At 69.4% G+C, this 25,623-nt stretch carries 24 protein-coding genes; 16 read left to right on the top strand and 8 right to left on the bottom strand.

Annotated elements, in window-relative coordinates; all coding sequences use genetic code 11:
* The first annotated feature begins 187 nt into the window (after window positions 1-187).
* The 7 genes from rpsF to AC3RXY_RS09230 all read left to right on the top strand — a co-directional run bounded on the left by rpsF (window position 188) and on the right by AC3RXY_RS09230 (window position 4,804).
* Window positions 188-547 (top strand): 30S ribosomal protein S6, encoded by a 360-nt coding sequence (rpsF, locus tag AC3RXY_RS09260; RefSeq protein WP_491510621.1) that lies wholly within the window; start codon window positions 188-190, stop codon window positions 545-547.
* A 5-nt stretch (window positions 548-552) separates the two neighbouring features.
* Window positions 553-1,047, top strand: coding sequence for a single-stranded DNA-binding protein (locus AC3RXY_RS09255; RefSeq protein WP_491510620.1), 495 nt, complete (start codon window positions 553-555; stop codon window positions 1,045-1,047).
* Between the two features lie 60 nt (window positions 1,048-1,107).
* Window positions 1,108-1,362, top strand: coding sequence for a 30S ribosomal protein S18 (rpsR, locus tag AC3RXY_RS09250; protein ID WP_416895403.1), 255 nt, complete (start codon window positions 1,108-1,110; stop codon window positions 1,360-1,362).
* A gap of 10 nt (window positions 1,363-1,372) precedes the next feature.
* On the top strand, window positions 1,373-1,825 hold the full coding sequence (gene rplI / locus AC3RXY_RS09245; RefSeq protein WP_491510619.1) for a 50S ribosomal protein L9: 453 nt from the start codon (window positions 1,373-1,375) through the stop codon (window positions 1,823-1,825).
* Window positions 1,826-2,038: 213 nt separating this feature from the next.
* Window positions 2,039-2,983, top strand: coding sequence for a sugar kinase (locus AC3RXY_RS09240; RefSeq protein ID WP_491510618.1), 945 nt, complete (start codon window positions 2,039-2,041; stop codon window positions 2,981-2,983).
* The gene (locus tag AC3RXY_RS09235) at window positions 2,970-3,575 is read left to right on the top strand and encodes a bifunctional 4-hydroxy-2-oxoglutarate aldolase/2-dehydro-3-deoxy-phosphogluconate aldolase (RefSeq protein ID WP_491510617.1); all 606 of its coding nucleotides are present in this window, start codon (window positions 2,970-2,972) and stop codon (window positions 3,573-3,575) included. The genes AC3RXY_RS09240 and AC3RXY_RS09235 overlap by 14 nt, the downstream gene beginning before the upstream one ends.
* Window positions 3,572-4,804 (top strand): type III PLP-dependent enzyme domain-containing protein, encoded by a 1,233-nt coding sequence (locus AC3RXY_RS09230; protein ID WP_491510616.1) that lies wholly within the window; start codon window positions 3,572-3,574, stop codon window positions 4,802-4,804. Before AC3RXY_RS09235 ends, AC3RXY_RS09230 begins: the two co-directional genes overlap by 4 nt.
* Before the next feature lie 64 nt (window positions 4,805-4,868).
* Here AC3RXY_RS09230 and AC3RXY_RS09225 read toward each other — a convergent pair whose 3' ends face one another.
* A complete protein-coding gene (locus AC3RXY_RS09225) occupies window positions 4,869-5,489 on the bottom strand; it encodes a helix-turn-helix transcriptional regulator (protein ID WP_498224613.1) in 621 nt (206 codons plus the stop codon).
* A gap of 247 nt (window positions 5,490-5,736) precedes the next feature.
* On the opposite strand from AC3RXY_RS09225, the gene AC3RXY_RS09220 reads away from it, so the two are divergent.
* The 6 genes from AC3RXY_RS09220 (at window position 5,737) to AC3RXY_RS09195 (ending at window position 12,040) form a co-directional block, all read left to right on the top strand.
* Window positions 5,737-7,008 (top strand): ABC transporter substrate-binding protein, encoded by a 1,272-nt coding sequence (locus AC3RXY_RS09220; RefSeq protein WP_491510614.1) that lies wholly within the window; start codon window positions 5,737-5,739, stop codon window positions 7,006-7,008.
* Between the two features lie 61 nt (window positions 7,009-7,069).
* Window positions 7,070-8,002, top strand: coding sequence for a carbohydrate ABC transporter permease (locus tag AC3RXY_RS09215; protein WP_491510613.1), 933 nt, complete (start codon window positions 7,070-7,072; stop codon window positions 8,000-8,002).
* Window positions 8,003-8,004: 2 nt separating this feature from the next.
* The gene (locus tag AC3RXY_RS09210) at window positions 8,005-8,841 is read left to right on the top strand and encodes a carbohydrate ABC transporter permease (RefSeq protein WP_491510612.1); all 837 of its coding nucleotides are present in this window, start codon (window positions 8,005-8,007) and stop codon (window positions 8,839-8,841) included.
* Window positions 8,842-8,849: 8 nt separating this feature from the next.
* Window positions 8,850-10,028 carry an ABC transporter ATP-binding protein gene (locus AC3RXY_RS09205; RefSeq protein WP_491510611.1) on the top strand — a complete coding sequence of 393 codons (1,179 nt, stop codon included), beginning with the start codon at window positions 8,850-8,852 and terminating at the stop codon, window positions 10,026-10,028.
* Window positions 10,029-11,633, top strand: a complete 1,605-nt coding sequence (locus AC3RXY_RS09200; protein ID WP_491510610.1) for an N-acyl-D-amino-acid deacylase family protein — start codon at window positions 10,029-10,031, stop codon at window positions 11,631-11,633.
* Between the two features lie 20 nt (window positions 11,634-11,653).
* The gene (locus AC3RXY_RS09195) at window positions 11,654-12,040 is read left to right on the top strand and encodes a RidA family protein (RefSeq protein WP_491510609.1); all 387 of its coding nucleotides are present in this window, start codon (window positions 11,654-11,656) and stop codon (window positions 12,038-12,040) included.
* Window positions 12,041-12,199: 159 nt separating this feature from the next.
* On the opposite strand, the gene rarD is transcribed toward AC3RXY_RS09195, so the two are convergent.
* Window positions 12,200-13,234: an EamA family transporter RarD gene (rarD, locus tag AC3RXY_RS09190; protein WP_491510608.1), complete on the bottom strand. Its 1,035-nt coding sequence runs from the start codon at window positions 13,232-13,234 to the stop codon at window positions 12,200-12,202.
* 626 nt (window positions 13,235-13,860) lie between these two features.
* Between rarD and dnaB the strand changes: the two genes are divergently transcribed.
* Both dnaB and AC3RXY_RS09180 read left to right on the top strand, forming a co-directional pair.
* The gene (gene dnaB, locus AC3RXY_RS09185; RefSeq protein ID WP_491510607.1) at window positions 13,861-15,243 is read left to right on the top strand and encodes a replicative DNA helicase; all 1,383 of its coding nucleotides are present in this window, start codon (window positions 13,861-13,863) and stop codon (window positions 15,241-15,243) included.
* A gap of 695 nt (window positions 15,244-15,938) precedes the next feature.
* Complete coding sequence (locus tag AC3RXY_RS09180) at window positions 15,939-16,643, top strand: type 1 glutamine amidotransferase domain-containing protein (protein WP_491510606.1); 705 nt, start codon at window positions 15,939-15,941, stop codon at window positions 16,641-16,643.
* Here AC3RXY_RS09180 and AC3RXY_RS09175 read toward each other — a convergent pair.
* From AC3RXY_RS09175 to AC3RXY_RS09155, 5 genes are all read right to left on the bottom strand, one after another.
* Window positions 16,623-17,543: a LysR family transcriptional regulator gene (locus AC3RXY_RS09175; protein ID WP_491510605.1), complete on the bottom strand. Its 921-nt coding sequence runs from the start codon at window positions 17,541-17,543 to the stop codon at window positions 16,623-16,625. The two genes, AC3RXY_RS09180 and AC3RXY_RS09175, sit on opposite strands and share 21 nt — an antisense overlap.
* 292 nt (window positions 17,544-17,835) lie before the next feature.
* Window positions 17,836-20,070, bottom strand: coding sequence for a YhgE/Pip domain-containing protein (locus tag AC3RXY_RS09170; RefSeq protein WP_491510604.1), 2,235 nt, complete (start codon window positions 20,068-20,070; stop codon window positions 17,836-17,838).
* Between the two features lie 30 nt (window positions 20,071-20,100).
* The gene (locus AC3RXY_RS09165) at window positions 20,101-20,691 is read right to left on the bottom strand and encodes a TetR/AcrR family transcriptional regulator (RefSeq protein ID WP_491510603.1); all 591 of its coding nucleotides are present in this window, start codon (window positions 20,689-20,691) and stop codon (window positions 20,101-20,103) included.
* Window positions 20,692-20,744: 53 nt separating this feature from the next.
* Window positions 20,745-22,565 carry a glycoside hydrolase family 3 protein gene (locus AC3RXY_RS09160; RefSeq protein WP_491510602.1) on the bottom strand — a complete coding sequence of 607 codons (1,821 nt, stop codon included), beginning with the start codon at window positions 22,563-22,565 and terminating at the stop codon, window positions 20,745-20,747.
* On the bottom strand, window positions 22,562-23,812 hold the full coding sequence (locus tag AC3RXY_RS09155; RefSeq protein ID WP_491510601.1) for an MFS transporter: 1,251 nt from the start codon (window positions 23,810-23,812) through the stop codon (window positions 22,562-22,564). The genes AC3RXY_RS09160 and AC3RXY_RS09155 overlap by 4 nt, the downstream gene beginning before the upstream one ends.
* 110 nt (window positions 23,813-23,922) lie before the next feature.
* On the opposite strand from AC3RXY_RS09155, the gene AC3RXY_RS09150 reads away from it, so the two are divergent.
* On the top strand, window positions 23,923-24,555 hold the full coding sequence (locus AC3RXY_RS09150) for a TetR/AcrR family transcriptional regulator (protein WP_491510600.1): 633 nt from the start codon (window positions 23,923-23,925) through the stop codon (window positions 24,553-24,555).
* Window positions 24,556-24,595: 40 nt separating this feature from the next.
* On the opposite strand, the gene AC3RXY_RS09145 is transcribed toward AC3RXY_RS09150, so the two are convergent.
* The gene (locus tag AC3RXY_RS09145; protein WP_491510599.1) at window positions 24,596-25,564 is read right to left on the bottom strand and encodes a GrpB family protein; all 969 of its coding nucleotides are present in this window, start codon (window positions 25,562-25,564) and stop codon (window positions 24,596-24,598) included.
* Window positions 25,565-25,623 lie beyond the last annotated feature (59 nt).

The raw sequence follows: 25,623 nt of genomic DNA, 5'->3' as shown, positions 1-25,623 counted from the left end.
CAGGCGCCTGAAAACCCTGGTGACTCGGCGGCCTCGCGCGGGGGCGAGGCCCTGCGCTCGCTCTCGTGAGCCGGATCGGGTAGAGTGTTGTGGTTGTCTGCCTGCATGTGTGGGTGGACGCGTGCAACACACCCTCCTGCCGCCGGGAAAGTCCCGGTGGCCGTTCTAGTCCGAAGGAGGTGGGCAAGTGACGCACCAGTACGAGCTCATGGTCATTCTGACCCCGGAGATCGACGAGCGCCAGGTCGCCCCCAACCTCGACCGATTCCTGAAGGTCATCACCGAGAGTGGTGGCTCGATCGACAACGTCGACATCTGGGGCAAGCGCCGGCTCGCATACGAGATCCAGAAGAAGAACGAGGGCATCTACGCCGTCGTGAACTTCACCGCCACGAGCGAGGCCACGCAGGAGCTCGACCGTCAGCTGAAGCTGGCCGAGATCGTGATGCGCACCAAGGTGCTGCGCGCTGAGGAGGCCATTGCGATGGTCGCTTCCGAGGCGAAGCGCTCCGAGGCCAAGGCCGCGCGCAAGGCCGCGAAGGTCTGAGACCCATGGCCGGCGAAACCGTGATCACGGTGGTGGGTAACCTCACCGCAGACCCCGAGCTGCGTTACACGCAGAACGGCCTGCCGGTGGCGAACTTCACCATCGCATCCACCCCCCGCAACTTCGACCGGGCATCGGGCGAGTGGAAGGACGGCGAGGCGCTGTTCCTGCGCGCGTCGGTGTGGCGCGACTTCGCCGAGCACGTCGCCGGTTCGCTGACGAAGGGCATGCGGGTCATCGCGACCGGTCGCCTGAAGCAGCGTTCCTACGAGACGCGCGAGGGCGAGAAGCGCACGGCGATCGAGCTGGAGATCGACGAGATCGGTCCCTCGCTCCGCTACGCGACGGCTCAGGTCACCCGCGCGGCCAGCGGCGGCGGCGGGGGAGCCCCTCGCCCGCAGCAGCAGGTCTCGGAGGAGCCCTGGTCGGCTCCCGGCTCCTCGTCGGCTGCCGATGCCTGGAGCACTCCGGGCAGCTTCGGCGACGACACGCCTTTCTAAACAGGCAGCGCAACACAAGATTCCGGATGCTGCGGCATCCGACTCACACGAAGGAAGACCATGGCTGGAAAGTCGAGCGGCGACCGCCGCAAGCCGCGGAAGGGCCCGAAGAACGCCGCCCCCGCGAAGTCGATCCGCGTTGGCGTCATCGACTACAAGGATGTCGCGACCCTCCGCAAGTTCATCTCGGAGCGCGGCAAGATCCGTGCCCGTCGCATCACCGGTGTGTCCGTTCAGGAGCAGCGTCTGATCGCCAAGGCGATCAAGAACGCGCGCGAGATGGCGCTCCTGCCCTACGCCGGCGCCGGCCGCTAAGGAGCACACCATGTCGAAGCTGATTCTTACGAACGAGGTGGCCGGGCTCGGCAGCGCCGGTGACGTCATCGAGGTCAAGGACGGGTACGCCCGTAACTACCTCATCCCGCAGGGCTTCGCCGTCGCGTGGACGCGCGGTGGCGAGAAGCAGGTGGACCAGATCCGCGCTGCTCGTCAGGCTCGTGCGATCCACGAGCGCGACGACGCCGTGGCGCTCAAGGGCGCCCTGGAGGCGAACCGCGTGCGTCTCGAGGTCAAGGCCGGCCGTGAGGGCCGTCTGTTCGGCTCGGTCAAGCCGGCCGATGTCGCTGACGCCGTGGCCGCCGCTGGTCTCGGTTCGATCGACAAGCGTCGCGTGCACATCACGACGCCGATCAAGACCGTGGGCGACCACGAGGCGACCGTTCGTCTGCACGACGACGTGACCGCCGTCATCACTCTCCAGGTCGTCGCCGCCAAGTAAGCGCGACTCCCTCGACGGATGCCCAGGACCCGAAGGGTCCTGGGCATCCGTCGTCTCCCCGCCCTGCACGACGCCGGAGCACTGTGCACCGTGCGCCGTGCGCCGTGCGCGCAAGCGGGGTGGACCCGGTGCGGGGGGACGGGTGCCACGGGGGCTGGGGGCGACGAACCGGGCGGGGTTGACTGTCGGGTTAAGTATGGATAAATTCAGTTCATGATCGCGAATCCGGCCGTCGACCTCCTCGGCATCGGGGAGACCATGGCGCTGGTGACGCCCGTCGATGCCGAGCCGGTCGAGCATGCCGGTCTCTTCCGCGTGGAAGCCGGCGGGGCAGAGTCCAACGTCGCGTGCCATCTCGCCGGCGCAGGACGCGCCGCGGCGTGGGGCGGCGTGGTCGGCGATGATGCCCTGGGCCGCCGCACCGTGGGCTTTCTCGCGGCGCGCGGGGTCGATGTGTCCCAGGTGCGGGTCGACCAGGACGCGCCCACCGGGCTCTACGTGAAGGACCCGGGAACCGGGGTGGTCTACTACCGGCGTCGATCGGCCGGCTCCCGGTTGGGGGTGGCCGACGTGGCCCGCATCCCCTGGGCCGGGGTGCGCATCCTGCAGCTTTCCGGCATCACGCCAGCGCTGTCGAGCACGGCGCGGCAGTTCGTCGACGCCGCGATCGCCGCCGCCGCTGCGCACCCCACGGTCGTGAGCTTCGACGTCAACGACCGGCCGTCGCTGTGGCCCTCGCGCTCCGAGGCTGCCGAGGTCATCCTCGGGTTCGCCAGGCGAGCCGACATCGTCTGGGTGGGCAGGGATGAGGCAGAGCGCCTGTGGGGCACCACCGACGCGGAGAGCGTGCGCCGCCTGATCCCGGACGCCGCTCATCTCATCGTCAAGGACGCCGACATCGCCGCGACAGAGTTCAGCGTCGGCGGATGCTGCACCGTGCCGACCCCGCGTGTCGATGTGGTCGAGGCGGTCGGCGCCGGCGATGCGTTCGCGGCGGGATGGATCGACGCATACCTGGACGGAGCGCCCAGCGCGGAGCGACTGGTGCGCGGACACGCGTTCGCCGCGCGTGTCCTGCAGAGCACGAGCGACGTCGTCGCGTCGTCGCAGACCGGCCAGGCCGGGGAGAGAAGGGATGTCCGAGATGACGAGCGATGATGAGGTGTTCGCCCTGTTCGACCTGGTGCCCGTGATGGCGATCCTGCGCGGGCTGGGCGTCGCAGAGAGTCTGCGGCTGGCCGAAACGGCGTGGGACCTCGGCATCGAGGCGGTGGAGGTCACCCTCCAGGCTCCGCCCGATGAGGACGCGCTGGCTGCCGTGGTGGCTGCGGGGCGGGAACGCGGCAAGCTCGTGGGGGCCGGGACCATCGTCGATGTCGAGGGTGTGCGGGCGGCAGCGGCGGCGGGCGCGGCGTTCACGGTCAGCCCGGGGCTGAACATCGCCGTGGTGCAGGCCAGCGCGGCAGCGGGCATGCCGTCGCTTCCGGGCGTTGCGACGGCGACGGAGGTGCAGACCGCGGTGGCCGCGGGGCTGCGTTGGCTCAAGGCCTTCCCGGCCGGAGCGCTCGGCCCCGCCTGGTTCTCGGCCATGCGGGGCCCGTTCCCGCAGGTGAGCTTCGTCGCGACGGGCGGGGTGAGCGTCGCCAACGCGCCCGCGTTGCTCGCGGCCGGCGCGAAGGTGGTGGCGGTGGGCTCGGCGCTGGCCGATCCCCGGGAGCTCCCGGCGCTGGCTGCGCTGGTCGGACGATGAGCGAGCGCCGGGTCCGCGCATCGGACAAGTCCTTTCCGCTCGGCCGCACGGGGGAGCCCATCGCGGATCTGAGTATCGGCCTGGCGGAGTTCTCGACCCCGCTGCTCGTGCTGGACGACGCGGCGATGGACCACAACATCGCCACGCTGGGCTCGTGGATGTCCGAACGCGGCTTGGAGCTCATGCCGCACGGCAAGACCACGATGGCGCCGGCGCTCTGGCGGCGTCAGCTCGCGGCAGGGGCTACGGGCATCACCGTCGCCACCGGCTGGCAGGCCAGGGAGGCGCTGCAGTGGGGGGTGGGCACCGTGCAGCTGGCCAACAACTGCACCGATCCGCGTGCGCTGCGCGATCTCGTGGCGTGGGTGGGTGCGCACCCGGAGCAGGAGGTCGTGTGCTGGGTCGATTCCGTCGCGGCGGTCGAGACGATGGCCGCCGCGCTCGACGCGGTGCCGGGCGATGCGTCGCTGGGGGTGCTCGTGGAGCTCGGGGCGCCGGGCGCGCGGACCGGTGCACGCGACCCGGCGACGGTCGTCGGGATCGCCGAGCTGGTGTCTCGCTCGGCGTCCCTCACGCTGCGGGGGGTGGCCGGCTACGAGGGCGCGATCGCCCATGATCGGGAGCCGGCGTCCCTGGCGCTCGTCGGCGCGTACTGCGATCGGCTCGTGGAGGTCTTCGAGGCGGTGCGGCCTCTCGTGCCGAGCGGCCCGGCGTGGATCAGTGCGGGCGGGAGCGCCTACTTCGACATCATCGCGGCGCGGTTGGCCGGGCTCGGCGGTGCGCGGGCGATTCTCCGCTCCGGCGCCTATATCGTCCATGACAGCGGCTTCTACCGGGGCATCTCCCCCCTCGACGCGTCACGGCTTGCGCCGGATGCCGCCGCGCTGCATCCGGCGATGTGGGGATACGCCAGGGTCGTCTCGCAGCCGGAGCCGGGGCTGGCTCTGCTCGACGGGGGCAAGCGCGACTTCCCCTTCGATGAGGGGCTGCCGGAGCCGGTCGCTGTCGCGACGGATCTGGGCGCTTTGGAGCGCCCGCTACGGGGCGAGATCACCGCGATGAACGACCAGCATGCGTTCCTGCGATGGGACGACGACACCGGAGTCTCCGTCGGCGAGGTGGTGCGTCTCGGGCTCTCGCATCCCTGCACGGCGTTCGACAAGTGGCGACTGATACCGGTGGTCGACGAGCGCGGCCTGGTCGTGGAAGCGGTCGAGACCTTCTTCTAGATCGCACCGCATCCCGATCGCTCCTCCGCTCCACGGGGTGCGGCGGAGGAGCGCGTGCGCCTGATCAGCGGTTGCGGACCTCGTCGAGGTAGCCGTAGACCGTGACGCGGGAGACCCCGAGGCGCCGGGCGATCGTGTCGGCGGCGCGCTTGATGGCGAAGGCGCCGCGGTGCTCCAGCAGGCGGAGCACGGCGATGCGGTCGCCCTTGTCCATCGTCGCGGCGGTCTTGCCGATCGCCGCGATCGCTTCGTCGATCATGCTGTCGAGCACGCTCGTGATGTCCGGGCTCACGAGCTCGGTGCGCTCCGCTTCGTCGGGCGAAGGACCGGGAATGAGGGCGGTCAGCAGTGTGGCGGCGGTCTGGAGGGGTGTGAGGTCGTAGTTGATGCACAGCGCGGCGACGACCTGCCCGGCGGCGTTGCGGTAGTACACCGATGAGCTCTGCAACTCGCGTCCGTCGCCGGTGAGGCCGCGATAGCCGAAGGCGTTGTGGTCGGCGCTCTCGTCCTTGAGCACCTCGATGCCGAGGTTCGTCGACGGGCCGCCCACGACTCGCCCGCTGACCTGACCGTTCTCGATGGCGTAGATCGACTCGCCGAGGTTCCGGGAGGCGAGGTCGTGGAGCACGACCTCGCAGTTCTTGCCGATGGCCGAGACGATGGCCCGCATCACGGGTCGGAGCACCGCGTACGCCTCGGCGGCGCTTTCGAATCGAGCGTCTTCTGGGGGGATCGTCGGTGCGGGCACGCGGGATCGTCCTTTCCGTCGGTTCAGTCTCGCACATCGTTATGCAAAAAGTTTGTTAAGGAGGTAGAACTGTTGTAAAGCTGAGTGCTACGTTCCCTCTAGCCCGACATCTGTCGCGGCGACCAGAACGTTCATCACGTCAAACCGCAGCGGGGTCCCGCCGATGCGGTCGCAAGGAGGCATCGTGAAAAACTTCCGCACATCCGGGGCTGTCGCGACGATCGCGGCAGCGCTCGTCCTCACCTCGTGCAGCGGTGCGCCAGACAGCACCGCGACCGCCGACGGCGGGGAGCTGAGCGGCACCCTCACCATCGCGAGCTGGCAGTTCCTCGAGCCCAACCGCGGTGAGGCGCTGCTCGCGGCGGTGCGTCAGTACAGCGACGTCAACGCCGACGCCGTCGTCGACAAGGTCGAGGTGGCCCGCGCCGACTACGAGAAGACCATGAGCACGCAACTCGGGGCAGGGCAGGGCCCGGACATCCTGGTCATCCCCGACGCGTTCTTCCCGCAGCTGGCGGAGTCGGGGCTGCTCGAACCGCTCGATGATGTGGTCGCCGCGGCGGCGCCGACCGCGCTGCGCGACATGAACGACAACTATGTGTGGGACGGCGCGCAGGCCGCGGTGGGCTGGGAGGTCGTGCCCTACGCGCTGTTCTGGAACACCGACATCCTCGCCACCGCCGGCGTGGCCCCGCCCACCACGGCAGCAGAGCTGCTCGCCGCCGAGAACGCGATCACCCAGACCACCGGCATCACCGGGTTCAGCGTGCGCCATCAGATGGGCGAGGAGACGCCGTGGTGGACCGACTTCTCGAACTGGGTGTTCGGCTTCGGCGGTCAGTGGTCGGACGGCGAGAAGCTGACCATCGACGCGCCGGAGAACATCGCAGCGGTCGAGGCGTACCAGAGCGTGTACAACGGGTCCGGCTTCGGCAAGGGCCAGGACGCCTCCACCTACCGCGCGGCGTTCAAGGCGGGGCAGCTCGGCATGGCGATCGACAACTCCTCCGCCGTGATGACCCTGATCGGAGACGCCGTCGCGAGCGACAGCGTCGGCGCCGCCGTGCTGCCCTTCCCGGGTGGCGGGTCCGCGTACGCCGGTTTCGCGATCGGCGTGAACGCCCACTCGCCGAACAAGGAGCTCGCCAAGGACTGGATTCGCTGGATGCTCACCGATGAGGGGCAGCAGGTCTTCGCCAACACCCTCTTCCCCTCCGCGATCGCGACGGAGACCGCGGCCGACGACGAGCTGGTCGCCGCGAACCCGTGGGTGGAGGCGTTCTACGAGCAGGTGTCCGACTCCTCGAGCGTGATCATCGCGGGCTACGAGGAGAACACCTCCGAGATCCGCACGATCGTGCTGACCCAGGTCTCGCGCGTCCTCACCGAGGGGGTCTCCGCCGCGGAGGCGCTCGCGACCGCCCAGCAGCAGGCCGAGAGCAAGTTCGGTCGCTGATTCCGGTGGCGGCCCGCTTCGAGGGGCGCGGGCCGCCACCGGCCGGATCCGAGGAGGGATCATGACCCTGACCCAGACCCAGGCACTCGTCACCGCGCGCGCCCGCAAGCGGGTGCGACCCGCGTTCTCGTTCGTCCCGTACCTCTTCATCGGCGCGGCGGTGCTGTACCTGCTGTTCTTCACCGCCTACCCGCTGCTCCAGGGCGTCTGGCTGAGCTTCACAGACACGAAGCTGCTGAACCCGACGGGCGGCCGGTTCGTGGGCGTCGAGAACTACCAGACGCTGGTGCAGAGCGGTTCGTTCTTCAAGTCCGTCATCACCACGCTGGTGTACACCGCGCTCACGGTCGTCGGCTGCGTGCTGCTGGGCACGGTCTCGGCGATCATCATCAACCGCTACATCCCCGGCCGCTCCATCGTTCGCTCGATTCTCGTGATGCCCTGGGCGGTGCCGACGGTGGCCCTCGCGCTGGTGTTCCGCTGGATCTACAACGACACCAACGGCGTCGCCAACCGCATGACGGGGGCGCTCGGCATCGGCGAGGTCGGGTGGCTCACCGACCCGCAGTACGGCATGGCCGCGGTGGTCATCCCGACGGTGTGGAAGCTCTCGCCCTTCGTGATGCTGGTGGTGCTGGCCGCTCTCCAGTCTGTTCCCGAAGAGCTCTTCGAGGCCGCACGGGTCGACGGCTCCGATGCGCTGACAACGTTCCGTGCGGTCGTGATGCCGTTCCTGCTGCCCACGATCCGTATCGTCACGCTGCTGATGACGATCTGGTCGTTCCGACGCTTCGAGATCATCTGGCTGCTCACCGGCGGCGGGCCCGTCGATGCCACCACGACGATCGTCATCAGCGTCTACCGGGAGGCGTTCTCCAACAACGCCCTCGGTCTGGCCGCGGCGGCCGGCGTGCTCGGGCTGCTGCTGAGCCTGGTCGTGACCATCATCTACTTCTTCGTCGAACGACGAGCTGCGCAGAAAGAAGGAGCGTGACCATGCTCGCGCGTCGCAATCTCGGAACGGGAGTCCGCACCGTTCTCGCCCTGCTCCTCGTCGTGCTGGCCGGGTTCCCGCTGTACTGGATGTTCAACACCGCCATCACCCCGGCAGACCGCCTCTACAGCGGCCAGCAGCCGTGGCTGCCGGACTTCGGCCGCACGCTGAACGTGTTCCAGGTGCTCGTGAGCGACTCGCCGTTCCTGCACTGGATGGGCAACTCGTTCATCGTCGCGGCGGGCACCACCATCACCAGCCTCGTGCTGGCGTCCCTGGCCGCGTATGCGCTCTCGCGCTACCGCTTCATCGGCAAGGGGCTGTTCTCGTTCGGGTTCTTCGCCACGCAGATGCTGCCGGAGGCGCTGCTGATCGTGCCGCTGTACTCGATGTTCGTCTCGCTCGGCCTGCTCAACGAGCTGTACGGCGTCGTGCTGGTCAACACCGCCTTCGCGATGCCGGTGGCGCTGTTCCTGCTGAAGTCGGCGATCGACCAGGTGCCGTATGAGATCGAGGAGTCCGCACAGGTCGACGGCTGCGGTCCGCTGGTCACGCTCCGCCTCCTCGTCATCCCGCTCATCGCGCCGTCGCTGGCCGCCGCGGCCGTCATCACCTTCTTCGACGGCTGGAACGAGTACCTGTTCTCCACCACCTTCATCCAGGACAAGGAGAGGTGGGTGGCATCCACCGGGCTCGCCTCCTTCATCGGAGAGTTCACGACGCCGCTGGACCTCGTCTTCAGCGCCGCGATCGTGTTCACCATCCCCGCCGCCGCCTTCTTCCTGCTCATGCAGCGGCGCATCGTCTCCGGCCTCACCGCCGGCTCAGTGAAAGGCTGACCGCCCTCATGGTCTCGATCACCTTCGACGCCGTCTCGAAGAGCTACGGCGACAACACCGTCATCCGCGAGTTCAACGCCGAGATCGAGGAGAACGAGTTCCTCGTCCTCCTCGGGCCCTCCGGATGCGGCAAGTCCACCATGCTCCGCATGATCGCGGGCCTCATCGACATCAGCAGCGGCCGGCTGCTGTTCGATGGCACGGAGGTCAACAAGCTCTCGCCCAAGGAGCGCGGCATCGCCTTCGTCTTCCAGTCGTATGCCCTCTACCCGCATATGACGGTGCGCGAGAACATCGCCTTCCCGCTGGTGATGAACGAGATGGCCTGGTGGTGGCACCTGCCCTTCGTCAACGGCATCATGCGCAGGCGCCTCGCCAAGCGTGCGGACATCGCCGAGCGCGTCGACCGCACCGCCGGCATGCTCGAGCTCACCGACTACCTCGATCGCCGGCCGCGTGCGCTCTCGGGCGGGCAGCGTCAGCGCGTGGCCGTCGCGCGCTCGATCGTGCGCGAGCCCTCGATCTACCTCCTCGACGAGCCGCTGTCCAACCTCGACGCCAAGCTCCGCATGCAGATGCGGGCGGAGATCTCCGCCCTGCATCAGCGGGTGCGCAAGTCGTTCGTCTACGTCACGCACGACCAGGTCGAGGCGATGACCATGGGCACCAAGATCATCCTCCTCAACGACGGCATCGTGCAGCAGTTCGGAACACCGAAGGAGATCTACGACACGCCAGCCAACGTCTTCGTCGCGCGGTTCATCGGCGCTCCGCCCATGAACATCGTCGAGGCGGAGCGCCGCGGCGGAGACCTGTTCATCGCCGGGGAGCCCGTCGTCGGCGCGCGGGCGCTCGCCGCACGGCTGGCCGCTGCGGGTCTCACCCGGGTGAACCTCGGCATCCGGGCGGAGAAGGTGACGGTCGACGCGGACGCTCCGGCCGGGGCGATCGCCCTGCCGGCGCACGTCACGGTCATCGAGCACCTCGGCGCGGAGACCGTGATGGGCCTGAAGCTGGGCGCGCCGGGAACCTCGACGGGTATCGGTGCAGCGGCCTCGCGCAGCCTGCAGTACGCGCGGGTGCCCGGCACGCACTCCCCGGAGGCCGGGGCGCCGTGCTTCCTGTCTTTCCTCGCCGATGACGTGCACGTGTTCGACATCGACAGCGGCGAGCGGATCGAGGTCTGAATGCGTCGGACACTGCTGCGGGGCGGGAAGGTCGTCGACCCCGGCAGCGATGCGCCGCGTCGCGCCGACGTGCTCGTCGAGGACGACCGGATCATCGCCGTCGGCCGGGTGGAACGCACGCCAGACGCCGCGGTCATCGACTGCGGAGACCGGCTCATCGTTCCCGGCTTCGTCGATGCCCATTCGCACGCGGGCGGGGTGGTCTTCCGTGAGGACGTGCAGCTCGCGCTGCTCCGCCAGGGGATCACCGCGGTGATCGCCGGACAGGACGGCGTCTCCTACGCCCCGGGCGACGGCGGATACGCCTCGACGTATTTCGCCGCGATCGACGGACCGCACCCCTCCTACCGCGGCGGCGGCGTGGCCGAGCTGCTCGCGAGCTACGACCAGCAGGTGGCCGTCGGCGTCGCGTATCTCGTTCCGGCCGGGACCGTCCGGCATGCGGTGCTGGGGCACGCCGACCGACCGGCGACGCCGGACGAGATCGCCCGCATGACGGCGCAGGTGGCTGCGGGCGTCGCTGCGGGGGCGGTCGGTCTGTCCACCGGACTGGACTACACGCCGGGCATCTTCGCCGACGCCGAGGAGATCGCCGCGCTGTGCGCTCCGATCGCGGCCGCGGGCCTGCCCTATGTCACGCACATGCGCGGCGGTTACGAGGACAACGCGCACGAGGGCGTCGCGGAGATCGTCCGGATCGCGGAGCTGTCGGGCGTGCGTGTGCACATCTCGCACTTTCACACCCCCGCAGACACGGCGTGGCAGCTCATGGACGACCTGGCCGAGCGGGGCATCGCCGCCACGTTCGACGCCTATCCCTACACGCGCGGCTGCACCCTGCTCGGCATGGCCCTCCTGCCGCCCGAGCTGAACGTGCTCCCGGGGGCAGCGGCGGCGGCCCTGCTGCGCGAGCCCGAGACCCGGCAGCGCCTGCGGAGCGACTGGTTTCCGAAGGTGGCGCTCTATCCGAGTCTGGGGCCGGCGTGGCCGGAGATGATCACGATCGGTCACACGCCCGCGCCCGAGTTCTCGTGGGCGCACGGAGCGACCATCGCGCACATCGCCGAGGCCCGCGGCACGGATGCCGTCGACGCCGCGCTCGACCTGCTGGCGGCCTCCCACGTGGAGGTCAACGCCATCATGGCGGTGCGCAACCAGCGACCGGTGGCCGACCTCGGGCGCCTGCTGTCGCACCCCGGCCACATCGGCGGCTCCGACGGGATCTTCATCGGAGCACACCCGCATCCTCGCGCCTACGGCACTTTCGCCAGCTATCTGGGGTCGTACACCCGCGACCACGGGTTCCTCGAATGGGGCCAGGCCGTCGAGCATCTTTCCGCCGCTCCCGCCCGGATCTTCGGTCTCGGTGACCGGGGCGCGATCCGCGCGGGCTGCATCGCCGACATCGCCGTGATCGATCCGGCCGCGGTGCGTGACACGGCGACGTACGAGGAGCCGCTGCGGCTCGCCGAGGGGATCGACGACGTGCTGGTGGCCGGCCGGCGGGTGCTCGCCCACGGTCGCCTCACGGGGGCGCTGCCGGGCGGCGGCATCCGCGGCCCGGCAGCGCCCGCCCCAGACTCCGGCTCACCCATTCCTGCATGACCACCACGAAAGGAACAACGATGACCTCTACGACCAAGACGGCGATCGTCACGACCGACGCTCCCCGACCGGCCGGTCCATACAGTCAGGGCGTCGTGGTCGGCGACCTGCTGTTCAGTGCAGGTTTCGGCCCGCAGGACCCGACGACCGGCGAGATCGCCGACGGGGTGGCCGAGCAGACGCGCCAGGTGCTGCGCAACGTTCGGGCCGTCCTCGCCTGTCATGGGGCGACGCTCGACGACGTCGTGAAGTCGACGGTGCATCTGTCGCAGCTCGCAGACTTCGCCGCGTTCAACGAGGCATACGGCGAGTTCTTCTCGCAGCCGTACCCGGTGCGCACCACGGTGGGCTCCGAGTTGGCGGGCATCCTCGTCGAGATCGACGTCGTCGCCCACGTCCCCCGCTAGCCCCGAACGCCCGCCCCTCGTCGCCGAGCCCGCCCCTCGTCGCCGAGCCCACCCTCCGTCCGCCGAGTCCCCCCGCTTTCCGCGCAGAGTTTCCGCGCAGAGACGGCATGGAGCCGGCCCGCGCAGGGCGGACCCGGCGATGGAGAGGGGGCGGGCCCGCTAGCGCGGGGTGGAGTGGGGCGGGGGTGAAGCGGGAAGGACGATGGAGCCGGTGTTGACCGCACCGCTCGCGCCGAGACTGGCCTGCCGGGCGTCTCCGGACACGCCGGCATCGATCCCCTCGCGCACCGGCCCTCGCCGACGGTGGATCTCACCGCGAATGCCCTCGACGGCCAACAGTACGACCGCACCCAGGATGCCGGCGTACAACAGGTACTCCTCCGGCACGATGCGCTCGCCGAGCACGAGACCGACGAGCACCAGCAAAAGCGGCTCGACGTAGCCGAGCAGACCGAAGGTGCCCAGGCTCAGCAGGTGGCTCGCCAGAATGTACAGCGCCAGGCACAGGGCAGACAGGGCACCGAAAGCGAGCAGCAGGGGCATGAGCACCGGACGCTCCCCCAGGGCGCCGAGCGAGCCGGACGTGAAGACGAGCACGACCGCGACCGGCAGGATCGCGATGAGCTCGAACAGCATCGCGGCCGGAGCGGTGAGTCGTTCGAGGCGCCGCAGGGTGAAGTAGAGGGGATAGCCCAGGGCGACGACGAGGATCGGCCAGCTCAGCCCGTCGGCCAGGGCAAAGGCGGTGCCGACGCCGAGCAGAGCGAACACGATCGCGATGATCCGCAGCCGGGTGGGTCGTTCGCCGAAGACGACCATGCCCACCACGACCATCACGAGCGGCATCAGGAAGTAGCCGAGCGCGACGTCGAGGGCGTGACCAGATCGCGGCGCCCACGAGAACAGCCAGATCTGCACGCCGACGAGGGCGCCGTTCACGACGAGGGCAAGCGCGGTCAGCGGCCGGCGGCGGATGCGGGCGAGGATCTCCCGGGCGGCGGCGGTCTCGCGCAGCGCGATCAGGAGCAGCCAGAACGCGGGCAGGGTGACGATCAGCCGCCAGGCGAAGACGCCCTCCGCGGAGAGCGGCTCGAGCCAGGCCGGGAACAGGTAGATGACGGCGAAACCGACGGATGCCCCGAGGGAGGCGACGACGCCCTTGCGGGCGCGCGCGATGTCGGCGGTCTCGGGCACCACCTCAGCATACGTGCGCGTGCACGGCCGGGGGAGGGAGGTTCCTGTGGTCGCGTGCGGGGCTCTGAGGGCAACGCACACCGGCCGCCCTGGTCGGTGCCGCGGTGCCAGACCCGTGCCATGAGATCCGTGCGGCGCCGGCGCCAGTGGCATGCGATCACCCGACTCCCGGGCGTTTCTGCCGCGCGACCGGGGCATTGGTCTCGCGGAGTTATCCCGAAAGTTGTTCACATGGTGAAACCTGGTTGTTGAAGTCTCAAGCAAGACTTTAAACAGGTTTCATCCACAGGGTGGGGTTAAAATAAAGTCCCGGTCAACGCGATTTATATCCGAAAAGTATTCTGAGCGTTGACAGTTGTCCACAGGTCTTGCTCACAACTGTGACGGCGTTTCTCGCAGGCTCTCCACAGAGTTATCCACAGGCTGTCTTGCCTGGGGACAACCGGCCACCTACGGTTGTGCGAGCGACTCGATGTCCGTGGTCTGTGGTCTGATGTGCCGAACAGCGGATCGATCGCAGCGGGGATGTCGGCAGCGCCGCGACCGCGTGGTGCGACGAGGGTCACGAGCCCGGAGTCAGGCAGCGGAGGCCGCGGGGTTATTCGCAGGGCGGAGGAGGGAGCAGCGTGTCGATCGCCGATATCGCCGAGGAACGCCTCGGTGGCCAGCGTGAGCCGGCGAGGATGGAGCGCACGCCGCCGCACGACATTGCGGCCGAGCAGAGCGCGCTGGGCGGCATGCTCCTGTCCAAGGACGCCGTCGCCGACGTCATCGAGTCGCTCAACGGCTCCGACTTCTACCTGCCCAAGCACGAGCTGATCTACGACGCGATCCACTCGCTGTACGCGCGGGGCGAGCCGACCGACGTCATCGCGGTCACCGACCAGCTCATCAAGACGGGCGATGTCGCCCGCGCCGGCGGGGCGGACTATCTGCACTCGCTCACGTCGATCGTGCCGACGGCGGCGAACGCGGGCTATTACGCGTCGATCGTCGCCGAGCGCGCGATCCTGCGCAAGCTCGTCGACGCTGGCACCCGCATCGTGCAGCTGGGCTACGAGGGTCAGGGCGATCCGACCGAACTGGTCAACCAGGCGCAGGCCGAGATCTACGGAGTCACGGGCAGTCGCGACGCGGAGGACTATGTGCCGCTGTCGGTCGCGACCGATGCCGCGATCGAGGAGATCGAGGCAGCCAATGGCCGCGACGGCACGCTCACCGGCGTGCCGACCGGGTTCCGTGAGCTCGATGAGCTGACCAACGGCCTGCACCCGGGGCAGATGATCGTGATCGCCGCGCGTCCGGCGATGGGAAAGTCGACGATCGCGCTCGACTTCGCCCGGGCGGCCGCGATCGGCCACAACATGCCGGCGATCTTCTTCTCGCTCGAGATGGGCAAGAGCGAGATCGCGATGCGTCTGCTCAGCGCCGAGGGCGCGGTGCCGCTGCAGAACATGCGCAAGGGAACCCTTGACCAGCGCGACTGGACGACGGTGGCAGCCACCCGTGGACGGATCGACGACGCGCCGCTGTACATCGACGACAGCCCCAACATGACCCTCGTCGAGATCCGCGCGAAATGCCGTCGTCTGAAACAGCGCGTGGGTCTGAAGATGGTCGTGATCGACTATCTGCAGCTGATGACGTCTGGCAAGCGCGTCGAGTCGCGTCAGCAGGAGGTCTCGGAATTCTCCCGTGCGCTGAAGCTGCTCGCGAAGGAGCTGCAGGTGCCGGTGATCGCGCTCTCGCAGCTGAACCGTGGCCCCGAGCAGCGGCAGGACAAGCGACCGGCGATCAGCGACCTGCGCGAGTCCGGCTCGATTGAGCAGGACGCCGACATGGTCATCCTGCTGCACCGCGACTCGGTGTACGACAAGGACGTGCGCCCGGGCGAGGCCGACCTGATCGTCGCCAAGCACCGAAACGGCCCGACCGCGACGATCGAGGTCGCCTTCCAGGGTCACTTCTCACGCTTCGCCGATATGGCCCCGGGGGGCGACTTCGGCTGAGCGTAGGTTCCGCCCCCGCGCGGACGTATCCGTGGACGCCCGGATCGCGAGGCGCCGCGCCTGGCACCACCCCACGGACATGAGCCGGTTGGTTGCGACGGTCCCGCCGACGGTTGCGGGAAACAGCAGCAGGGAAGTCGGCGCAGCGCCAGAAGTGGAGCACGGCGGCGTGCTCGCCGACAAGGTAGAGGAGGCAAGACTCCGCAGGATCCGCGTTGACGAGACGGTGGGCCCACTCGGCCGCCTGTCTGCACGCCGATCGTTCCGCAAACCTGTCAACGACGCTGCTGCGGTGCTCGGGCACGACCGGCTGGGGTGAGCCGCCATCCGGAGAGGCGAGCTCAGTCAGGGCCTGCCGCACATCAGCGGGCTTGCTTGATTTGAATCCGGTCGCAGCCGACATTCCGGCCGACGTGGTGGCGTGGGTGAGAACGTACAGAGCCCGCTGCATGGCATCTCCCTTCGTCTGTCGTCCATGGGTCTGGCAGACGCCGTCGTCGAGTTGTGACCATTGCAGTGGAAATTGTGGACCCTGTCCAATAAAAGATTTGACATCGATCATTCGATTGCTTATGACGTCTTCGTGAATCAATAGGTTTGTTGATGACCGCCATCAAGAGAGCTATTTTTCTGCCTCTGAGCAGGAGCGTAGGTTGTTGGCTGTTGCCTTCGACCGCAGACAGAAAGGTGCAACTATGACCGCAGATGCGACGCGCGTCCTGCTCGTCCTCACCAGCCACGACGATCTCGGGGGCGTCCGCACGACGGGTTACTACATCGATGAGGCCGCCCATCCGTGGAAGGTGCTTACCGACGCCGGCTACGCCGTCGACTTCGCCTCGATCGAGGGCGGCGTGCCGCCCCAGGACGGCAAGCGCGAAGGTGACCCCGGGCAGCAGGCGTTCCTGACCAATCCCGAGGTCGCCCGTCAACTCGCGGATACCCCGGTTCTGGCCGAGGTGGACGCAAGTAAGTACGCGGCCGTGCTCTACGTGGGCGGGCACGGCACGATGTGGGACTTCCCGACCAGCGAGGGCGTCTCGCGCGTGGGCCGCGAGGTTTACGAAGCCGGCGGTGTCATCGCGGCAGTATGCCACGGCCCCGCCGCCCTGGTGAACATCACGCTCTCGGACGGCAAGCATCTCGTCGACGGTAAGCGCGTGGCAGGCTTCACCAACGGTGAGGAAGAGGCGGTGGGTCTCACCGGCGTCGTGCCGTTCCTGCTCGCCGACGAACTCTCCTCGAAGGGCGCGACGCACGTGCCGGCAGAGAACTTCACCGAGAACGTCGTCGTGGACGGCCGGCTCGTGACCGGCCAGAACCCGCAGTCGGCGGCGGGCGTGGCCCGCGAGGTGGTGTCCGTGCTCGCCGGGGTGCGGTCAGTCTCCTCCGTTGCCTGACACCCGACCCGCATCCCGCAGGAAGGCATCCTGCACAGCCCTCACCGAGCGGTCTTTGTGCAGGGCGCCTTCCTGCGTGGCGACGTGCAGCGTGTTCAGCGGCGGCATCTCGGGCTCCAGCAGCGGCACGAGCGTTCCGCCCTCCAGCTGCTCGTCGATGAGGTAGCGCGGTAGCACCGAGACTCCGAGCCCGGCTACGACGGCATCGGCGATGGACTGGAGGTTGGGGATCGCTGCGATGAGTCGCAACCCGGTGGGAGGTCGTTCGAAGACGGTCCGCCAGTACCGCCGGATGATGGCGAGATCATCACCGTAAGCGACCACCGGCACATCCTGGAGGACGTCAGCGGTGAGTGGAGCATCCTCGGGGAGGCGCTCCCGCCACGTGGGCGAGGCGACCAGAACAAACTCCTCGTCCATGAGGGGGACGCTCGTCACACCCCGCAGTCGCGGATAGATCGCGCTGACAACGATGTCGAACAGACCAACGGCGAGGTCGGCGAGGAGCTTGTCGGCCAGTCCGAACGTCACGCGGAATTCGAGGTTCATCTCCGAGAGCGCGGGCAGGAGCGGGATGATCCGGTCGGACAAGTACTCGGCGGGACCCCCGATGTGCAGGAGGCGGGCCTGATCGGACGGAGACTCGCCTTTCCGCCCCGTGACCGCCTCCAGGCCGTCGATGAGAGGTGATATCTCGGTGGCGAGCACCGTCGCCTTGGCGGTCGGGATGATGCGCCGCCCCTGGCGTTCGAACAGTCGGTAGCCGACCTGCTTCTCCAGTGACTGCATCTGGCTCGTCACCGCCGGCTGGCTGATGCCGACGATCTTAGCCGCCGCCGTGAATGATCCGGCGCGGAAGACGGCGACGAAGGTGTGCAAGTAGTCGAAACTCGGATGCACCGGGACCCCCTGTTTTGCTCCCGAGGCGCTGTCGCCTACGCGTTGATCGTCATACTCGAATTGAAGCACACGGGCGTCACGTGTCGGGTGGGCCTTCAAACCGGATCGTGACCCCTCGTGCCTTGGTGAGTAACGTCCGCCGCCCGAAGGGCTGGACACTCGATCAGGAGACCCTTGCTGCTGGCGAAGACTTCTCGCGGATCCGCGAAGCGCGGCAGGAGCCGTCGGCCTGCCGCGTGCGGAGAGTGCCCCGTCGTGCCTCAGCGAGGCCGCGCTCGCCGGATCCGCCCGGTCAGGCGAGCGCGTTCCCGAGGTCGCCGGCCGTGATGCGGGCGGAATCGGCGCGTCGGGCGCGGTGGCTGGCGACGGTGGTGAGCGCGAGGGAGGCGAGCAGCCAGACCAGGATCACCCAGATCCCCTGCGGGAACCCGATCGAGCCGCCGGCGATGAGCGACCGGAAGCCCTCGACCGCATAGGTCAGGGGGAACAGCGGGTGGATGGCCTGGAAGAATCCGGGCGACGTCTCGATCGGATACGTGCCGCCCGCCGCTGAGAGCTGCAGCACGATCAGGATCAGGGCGAGAAACCGGCCGGGGTCACCGAGAAGGGCGATGAGTGCCTGGTTCATCGCGAAGAACGTCAGGCTGGTGAGGGTGATCAGACCGAACAGGCCCCACGTGTTCGCCGGCTGGATGCCGAGGCCCGCCACCAGGATCATCGTGGCCAGCGCGCTCTGCGCGACAGCGACCACGGCGCCGGTCGCGTAGCTGCGGGCCGCGACCAGGAGCGGTGTTCCGCGGCCGCTGAGCGCTCGGCGGGTGAGGGCGGGCATCAGCAGGTAGAAGCCGAGGGCGCCGACCCAGAGAGCGAGCGCGGTGAAATAGGGCGCCAGCGCGTACCCGTATGTGGGCACCTCGTTCATCCGCGTGATGTCGGTGCGCACCGGATCGGCGGTGACCGCACTGAGCGCGGCGGCCTCGTCCTCGGTATAGGTGGGGATCTGGGCGACGCCGGCGGTGAGACCGTCGCTGAGCTGTGTGGCGCCGGCATCGAGGTCGACGAGCCCGTCATGGAGCTCGACGGCGCCGCCAGCCGCGCTCGTGGCGCCGGTGCCCAGAGCGCCGGTCTGCTCTGCGAGCGCAGCGGCACCCGTCGAGACCTGGGCGGTGCCGGCGGCCAGCGCGTGCACGCCGGCTGTCGCTTCGCCGATGCGTGATGTGAGTTCGGGGATGCTGCTCGCGAGCGTCGCCGCGGCGGTGGCGATCTGTGCGGTGCCGTCCTGCAGCCGATCGGCCGCGGCACGCGCCTCCGCAGAGCCCGCGCCGAGCGCCTGCGCCCCGGCGGCGAGCGCGGCCAGCCCGGTGTGCTCTGCCGCGTCTCCGACAAGCGCCCCACCGCCTGCGGCAAGCCCGGCCGCCGCGGCGTCGGCCTCCCGGGCCCCGGAGACGACCTGCGCGGCGGCGTCGCTCAGCATGGCGATGGCCGCCGTGCGCTCCGTATCGCTCAGCGCGTCGTACTCGGCGAGCAGGGCCTGGAGCCCGGCCTGCAGGTCGTCGGCCCCCGCGACGAGGTCCGGGGTCTGCGCGGCGAAGGCGTCGAGGCCGTCGCGGAGCGCTGTCGCCCCGTCGAGAGCGTCGCGGGCGGCGCCGGACACGGCGGACGCCCCGGCATCGATCCGTTCGATCGCCGTACCCAGCGCCTCGGCTCCCGTCGCAGCGCCTGCGGCGGCCGTCGTCAACCGCGCGGCATGCTCCGGCAGGGCTGCGGTCTTGGTCTCCAGTTCCGACACACCCGCGCTGAGCTGCTGCGCCCCGGCGTCCACCTCGGCAGCGCCGCCGGCGAGGGTGGCGGCCCCGGAAGCGAGCAGGCCGGCGCCGTCGGCCAGCTGGTCGAGGCCGGCGACCAGCGTCGCAGAGCCCGCCGCGGCGCTTCCGGCGCCGTCCGCCAGCTGGGCCGCGCCGTCTCCGGCCGTGGCCACCGTGTCATGGATGGTGGTGAACCCGAGATAGACGTTCGTCAGGTACTCGGAGCTCACCTGGGTGGCGAGCGTGTCGCGGACGGCGGCGGCGACAGACGACGCGATGCTCCCGGCGATCATGTTGGCGGCGTCGTTGGTCGCCACGCTCAGCGTGGCCGGGCGTGCGGTGGCCGCATCGTTGTCCGCGGGGGATGCCGCGGCGGCGGAGAACCCGGCGGGGATGGTCATCACGGCCAGCACCGCACCGGAATCGAGTGCTGCTGCGGCCTCGGCCTCGTCCATACGCTGCCAGCTGAAGTTGCTGGGCTTGTCGCTGGTGGTCAGCTCCTCGGTGAGGGCGTCGCCCAGGTTCAGCGTCTCGTCTCCGACGGTGACCGCTGTGTCCTGGTTCACGATCGCCGCGGGGACGTTGCCGAGGTTGTGCATCGGGTCTTCGTTGGCCCAGGTCAGCGTTCCCGCATAGATGAGCGGGATGAACGCGATCGCGATGAGGGCGACGATGGTCTTGCGGGACGCGGTGAGCTTGGTGAGCATCGTGGAAGCGGACATGGATGCGGCTTTCCTGAGGTCGGTGCGGGTTCAGCGCTGGGTCTGCGCTGATGAGGGTGTCGGGCCGAGGAACGTGGTGATGACGTCCAGGACGCGACGGGCCATGACGGAAGCAGGGCCGGGCTCTGCCTCGGTCAGCCAGTGCTGGATGAGCCAGACGATCCCGGCCGACAGTGCCGTCACCTGGTCCTGCGTGGCGGCGGCGTCGCCGCCGAGCCGAGCGGCGAAAGGCGATGCGGTGGTCAGCCGGACCGTCAAGAAGGTGACGAGGCTCTCGGGCAGGGCATCGCCGCCCGAGCGGATCGCCGCGGTGTAGAAGACGCGGTGCGTGAGCAGGTGGGAGAGCAGCGCGGTGAGCGTCTGCAGCAGGAACGTCTCATCGGCCTCGGCGGGATCCGCGGGGACGGACACCTGCGCGAACTCCCCCTGCATGCGCACCACGGCCGCGGCCGCATACGCGGTCGGGAGGTCGCCGAAGTGCTGGTAGAAGGTGGGCCGGCTCAGACCGGCGCTCGCGGTGATCTCGGTGATCGAGGGCGTCCGGCCCGCGTCGAGGTGGTCGGAGATGGCGTCGAGCAGCAGCGTACGGGATCGCGTCCAGCGCGGGTCTTCGTCTTCCATCGCACACCCCCAGATTGTTTACATTCGTAAAATAGCACTATCTGATGAAATCATCAACTGTGGTACCGGAGGCCGTGCCCGAACCGGAACAGCGGATCTGCCGTGTCGAACGGCACATCCTCCCGGGAGGCTTCGACGGCGGTCATCGAACGCGGCATGTCGAAGGGAAGCCGCCCCCGGGGTTCTGCGTCGCCGAACAGCACGTCCCAGATCGCGTCATCGCCGGCGCCGAAGTCGGCCACGAGTGCCGCAGCGTGCTCGGCGATCTCCGGGATCACGGCGGGGCGGTCCAGGTAGATGTCGACGACCGTCGGGACGGAATCGAGGATGCCCAGGATGCGCGCGAGCTCCCCGCCAGGAAAGGCGAGGGACCCGGCATGGAAGTGCGCCTCGAACCCGCCGGGACGCTTCTCATACGGCGCCCGGAGCCGGAGCACCGCGACATCGGCATCCTCTGGCCGGTCGACCCGGGTGCTGTGCGCCGGCACCTGGCCGACTCCCTCGGCGTAGATCCGCAGTCCGCGCGCGAGCGGCAGCGTCGCGCTCGCCGCCGGCCCGTTGGTGAGGAGAGTGATGGCGGCGCGCTGCGCGCGCTGCCCTGCCGCGCGGAAGTCCGCGCGTCCCACGACGCGGGCCGCCTCACCCGGATCGACGAGCGGGTCGTCGAACAGCCCGAGGCGGAGGGTGTTCCGCAGGATCCGGCGTACCGACGCGTCCACGCGTGATTCCGCGATGCGCCCGGAGCGCACGAGCTCGACGACGAGCGCCGGCGTGAACTCCCCGCCGAACTGGTCGACGCCGGCGTCGATGGCCCGTTCGGCGCGCTCCAGAGGCGTGAGATGCTCGAGCCCCCAGGCGCGGGCGGGGGCGTCCTCGCCGAGGAGGCGGGTGTCGTTGAGCACGCCCCAGTCGGCGCAGACGACGCCGTCGAAGCCGAGCTGTTCGCGCAGCAACCCGGTGATCACGGTCTTGTTGAAGGCGAACCCGACCTCCTCATGCTCCGTGCCGACCGGCATGCCGTAGTACGGCATCATCTGCGCGGCGCCCGCGTCGATCGCCCGGAGGAAGGGTTGCAGGTGATGCTCGAACATGCCGCCCGGATACACCTGCTCCCGGCCATAGGCGAAGTGCGGATCCTCGCCGTCCTGCTGCGGCCCTCCGCCCGGAAAGTGCTTGACCATCGTGGCGACGGACTCCGCCCCGAGCCGCGAGCCCTGGAACCCGGCGATGTACGCGGCGGCGAGGTCACCGGTCAGCTCGGCGTCCTCGCCGAAGGTTCCCGCGGCCCGCGACCAGCGCGGCTCTGTCGCGAGATCGATCTGGGGATGCAGGGCGACGCGCAGGCCGGCGGCGATGTACTCCTGCCGGGCGATGTCGGCGAACGTGCGGGTGATCTTCGGGTCGCGCAGGGCAGCGAGCCCGAGCGGTTCCGGCCAGGCGGAGAACGTTCCGGCGCCGGCGGAGGTGCCGACGTTCTCGGTGAAGTGGTTGCGCGGGTCGGTGGAGAAGGTGAGGGGGATGCCCAGCCGGGTCTTGGCGGCCATGCGCTGGACCCGGTTGTGCCAGCGGGTGAAAGCGGCGATGTCGTGAATAGGGCCGACGATGTTGAAGTGGGTGATGTGACGGCGCCGCACCATGTTCTCGATCGTGGGGAGGCTGAGGAAGACGTTGCCGGGCGTGAGCCCGCCGCCGGGACGGTTCAGTGCGAGCCAGCGTGCGACGCGCAGCGGCTGAGAGTCGGGAACGGGCACGCCGTGCTTCCCGGCGAGCACCATACTGTGGAACATCTGGCCCGCCTTCTCGGGCAGGGTCATCCGTGCCAGCACCTGCTCCACGCGGTCGTGCATCGGGGTGTTGTGGTTCTGCGCGTTCATCGCACGCCTTTCACGGGGAGGATCGCCAGGGCGCCGAGGAGGCCGACGACCAGCGCGATCAGGTAGAGGGGCTGGTAGCCGCCCAAGCCGACGACGATCACCCCGGCGAAGACCGGGGCGAGCACCTGTGGGGCGGCCGAGGCGATGTTCGCCACGCCGAGGTCTTTCCCGGAGTCCTCCGCGGCGGGAAGGACCTCGGTGATCAGCGCCATGTCCACCGCGGTGTAGCACCCGAAACCCAGCCCGGCGATCGCCGTTGCGATGATCATCCCGGTCACGGTCGGCAGGAAGAAGGGGATGACGAAGCCGATGGCCATCACGGTCGCGGAGACGAGGACGAACACCTTCCGGCGGCCGATCCGGTCAGACCACGTGCCGCAGATCAGCATCGTCGTCACGGCGGTGACCAGGCCGACGACGCCCAGCACAGGCACCATCTGCGCGGCGCGATCGCCGAGGCCGATGTAGTCGCTGAGGATGTACAGCTGGTACCCGCTGATCCCGAAGTAGCCGAGGAACAGCAGGAGACGGGCGGTGAACGCCCAGAAGAAGTCGGGGTGCTTGCGCGGGCTCACCCAGAACCCGGCGATGAACCGCGGGAGGGAGAACGGTGGCGGCACCAGGCCGCGGCTGGAGGCGTCCGGGTTGAACACGACGAACAGGATCATGGCGCCGGCGAGCACGCCGGCGAGGACCAGGTAGCCGGAGGGAATGCGCGTGGCAAAGCTCGCGGCGAAGATCTGGCCGCCCAGGGCCCCGATCATCAGCCCAAAGCCCATCAGCGCCGACATCGTGCCGAACAGCCGCGGCGGAATCCGGTCGGGGATGACCGCGTGCAGCGGGCCCTGGGCCATGTTGACGGTCAGCTGCACGGCGACCCAGGCCACGGTGATCGTGACCACGGTGTTCGCCGCACCCAGGGCGATCAGGGAGAGCGCACCGAGCAGGCCGCCGAGCACGAGCAGCGGCGCGCGGCGACCCCACCGACTGCGGGTGCGGTCGGAGACGGCGCCCCACACCGGTTGCGCCACGAGGGCGACGAGCGCGCCGATCGCGCCGACGAGCGCCAGGTTCGCCTCTTTGTGCGCCGCGTCGACGTGCTGCAGCTGCAGCGCGAGGAAGACGGTCGGGACCGATCCCCAGACCAGGTAGATGGCGAAGTTCCCCCCGGCGATCCATGCAGCGAGGGGGCGGGGAACCGGACGGAGCGCTGGTGCCTCCGTCGACATCAATGACGACTTTGTCAAAACTGATCCTTTCATCAATCGGATCGATGATAGGCCACGACGGGGAACTCCGCTGCCGGTCGCATCGCGGCCGGCTCGGGTCTGCGGGGGCGGACGGTAACGTCAGAGGTGTGACAGACCGGCTGAACCGACGCAAGCAACGGACCCGCGACGCCCTGATCGGCGCGGCCCAGCGATATCTGGCATCAGCGAACACCGCGGTCAGCATCCAGGAGCTCACGAACGCCGCCGATGTCGGGTTCGGTTCGTTCTACAACCACTTCGACTCCAAGGACGAGCTGTTCTCCACGGCGCTCACCGCCACGCTCGACGCGTGGACCGAGATGCTCGACGCGATCGTGGCGGACCTCGACGACCCGGCCGAGATCTTCGCAGTGAGCTTCCGCATGACCGGGCGGCTCCAGCGCGCCAACCCGGAGCTGGTCCGGGTGCTGCTGCACTCCGGCACCACGATCCTCACGCGCGATCGGGGCCTGCGGATGCGGGCGATGGACGACCTGCGGATGGGGGCGGAAAGCGGGCGGTTCGCTCCCCTGGAGCCGGAGGTGGCGGTGATGATCGTCGGCGGGGCACTGCTCGGTCTGCTCCAGCTGCTCACCGACGATCCGGCCCGCGACGGTGACGCCCTCTCGGATGCGGTGGCCGAGCGCGTGCTCGTGATGCTCGGCGTGGACGCCGCAGAGGCGGCGCGCCTGACCAGCGGTGAGCTTCCCCCGCCGCCCGCCCTCATGCACGACGCCTGATCGGTCCGGAGCGCACCCGCATCCGCAGCGGATGCGAGTGCTACCGGCGGACGCCTCCCGGTGACCCGCTGCGCCCGATCTGGATGTCCCACTGCGTCGCACGCGCCCAGGCTTGCATCGCGTCCCAGGCCTGGGCGAACCAGAAGTCCTTGGCGCGCGCGTAGTCGTTGAAGTCGGGGTCGGAGCCGTGGCGCGCGGCCAGCGCTCGCTTCACGTGCGCGTACGCGTCACGTCGGTCGGGGTTCGCGCGCAACCAGTCGCGGAAGAGGAGCGCATAGCGCCCGTTCGCCGCGCCGCGCCGACGCACGTGCACGATGACGCGCTGCGTCGCATCGACACCGGCATAGAGGCGCTTCTCCCATCCCGCCGCTGACGCCGAGGGGCCACGGGGATGGTCGGCGCGCACCCCCGGCGCGTCCGGGACGATCTTCTGCACATCGACGAACCCCGCATCCGCCAGGCGGCCGGCCGTGGCATCGGCATCGGTCAGCCGGTCGACGCAGACCTGCAGGTCGATGATCTCCTTGGCGTCCAGGCCGGGAACCGCGGTCGAGCCGATGTGGTCGACATCGGCTCCGCAGCCGGCGAACACGGCGGCGACCCGTGCACCCAGGCGCGCCGCGGCGCCCGACCAGGTCGGCGACCACGGCTGGATGACGGGGCTGATGTCGGGCGGCAGCCGGTGGGCGGCACGGCGCTCCTCGAAGCCGTGCGCGCGATCGACGAATCGATCGACATCTGTGCGGCCTGCGGCGATCGCGTCCAGGAGGTGAGCGTTCCCGGACGCGGCGAGGCTGCCGCCGACCCCGAGCACGAGATGGGCGCTCGCCGACGCGATGGCCAGCGCGTCCGGGGCGGAGTGTTCCGCCGACCTGATCGCGGCTTCCGGGAGCGCCGCGCGCAGCCGACGGGTTGCCGCGCCGTGTCCGTCGTCGACGACGACGATGCGAAGTGGTGCGCTCGCCGACCCGTCACCGCGGTCGCCGGGCGTGGGGCGTGGCACGGTCATCGAGGCGACCTCCTCGTGGTCGGGTGGTCTCGCCGCGGCTGGCCGGGCGTCCGACCGCA

The sequence above is a fragment of the Microbacterium longlingense genome, assembly GCF_058349825.2.
The sequence above is the reverse complement of the archived record's forward strand: the minus strand, read 5'-3'. Positions and strand labels throughout refer to the sequence as shown.

Excerpts from the sequence above, each read along its gene's own strand:
- rplI (WP_491510619.1), top strand. The coding sequence starts at position 1,373 with ATGTCGAAGCTGATTCTTACGAACGAGGTGGCCGGGCTCGGCAGCGCC.
- rpsR (WP_416895403.1), top strand. The coding sequence starts at position 1,108 with ATGGCTGGAAAGTCGAGCGGCGACCGCCGCAAGCCGCGGAAGGGCCCG.
- AC3RXY_RS09235 (WP_491510617.1), top strand. The coding sequence starts at position 2,970 with ATGACGAGCGATGATGAGGTGTTCGCCCTGTTCGACCTGGTGCCCGTG.
- AC3RXY_RS09165 (WP_491510603.1), bottom strand. The coding sequence starts at position 20,691 with ATGGAAGACGAAGACCCGCGCTGGACGCGATCCCGTACGCTGCTGCTC.
- AC3RXY_RS09180 (WP_491510606.1), top strand. The coding sequence starts at position 15,939 with ATGACCGCAGATGCGACGCGCGTCCTGCTCGTCCTCACCAGCCACGAC.
- AC3RXY_RS09215 (WP_491510613.1), top strand. The coding sequence starts at position 7,070 with ATGACCCTGACCCAGACCCAGGCACTCGTCACCGCGCGCGCCCGCAAG.
- AC3RXY_RS09210 (WP_491510612.1), top strand. The coding sequence starts at position 8,005 with ATGCTCGCGCGTCGCAATCTCGGAACGGGAGTCCGCACCGTTCTCGCC.
- AC3RXY_RS09160 (WP_491510602.1), bottom strand. The coding sequence starts at position 22,565 with ATGAACGCGCAGAACCACAACACCCCGATGCACGACCGCGTGGAGCAG.
- AC3RXY_RS09255 (WP_491510620.1), top strand. The coding sequence starts at position 553 with ATGGCCGGCGAAACCGTGATCACGGTGGTGGGTAACCTCACCGCAGAC.
- AC3RXY_RS09205 (WP_491510611.1), top strand. The coding sequence starts at position 8,850 with ATGGTCTCGATCACCTTCGACGCCGTCTCGAAGAGCTACGGCGACAAC.
- AC3RXY_RS09230 (WP_491510616.1), top strand. The coding sequence starts at position 3,572 with ATGAGCGAGCGCCGGGTCCGCGCATCGGACAAGTCCTTTCCGCTCGGC.
- AC3RXY_RS09240 (WP_491510618.1), top strand. The coding sequence starts at position 2,039 with ATGATCGCGAATCCGGCCGTCGACCTCCTCGGCATCGGGGAGACCATG.
- AC3RXY_RS09200 (WP_491510610.1), top strand. The coding sequence starts at position 10,029 with ATGCGTCGGACACTGCTGCGGGGCGGGAAGGTCGTCGACCCCGGCAGC.
- AC3RXY_RS09145 (WP_491510599.1), bottom strand. The coding sequence starts at position 25,564 with ATGACCGTGCCACGCCCCACGCCCGGCGACCGCGGTGACGGGTCGGCG.
- AC3RXY_RS09170 (WP_491510604.1), bottom strand. The coding sequence starts at position 20,070 with ATGTCCGCTTCCACGATGCTCACCAAGCTCACCGCGTCCCGCAAGACC.
- AC3RXY_RS09195 (WP_491510609.1), top strand. The coding sequence starts at position 11,654 with ATGACCTCTACGACCAAGACGGCGATCGTCACGACCGACGCTCCCCGA.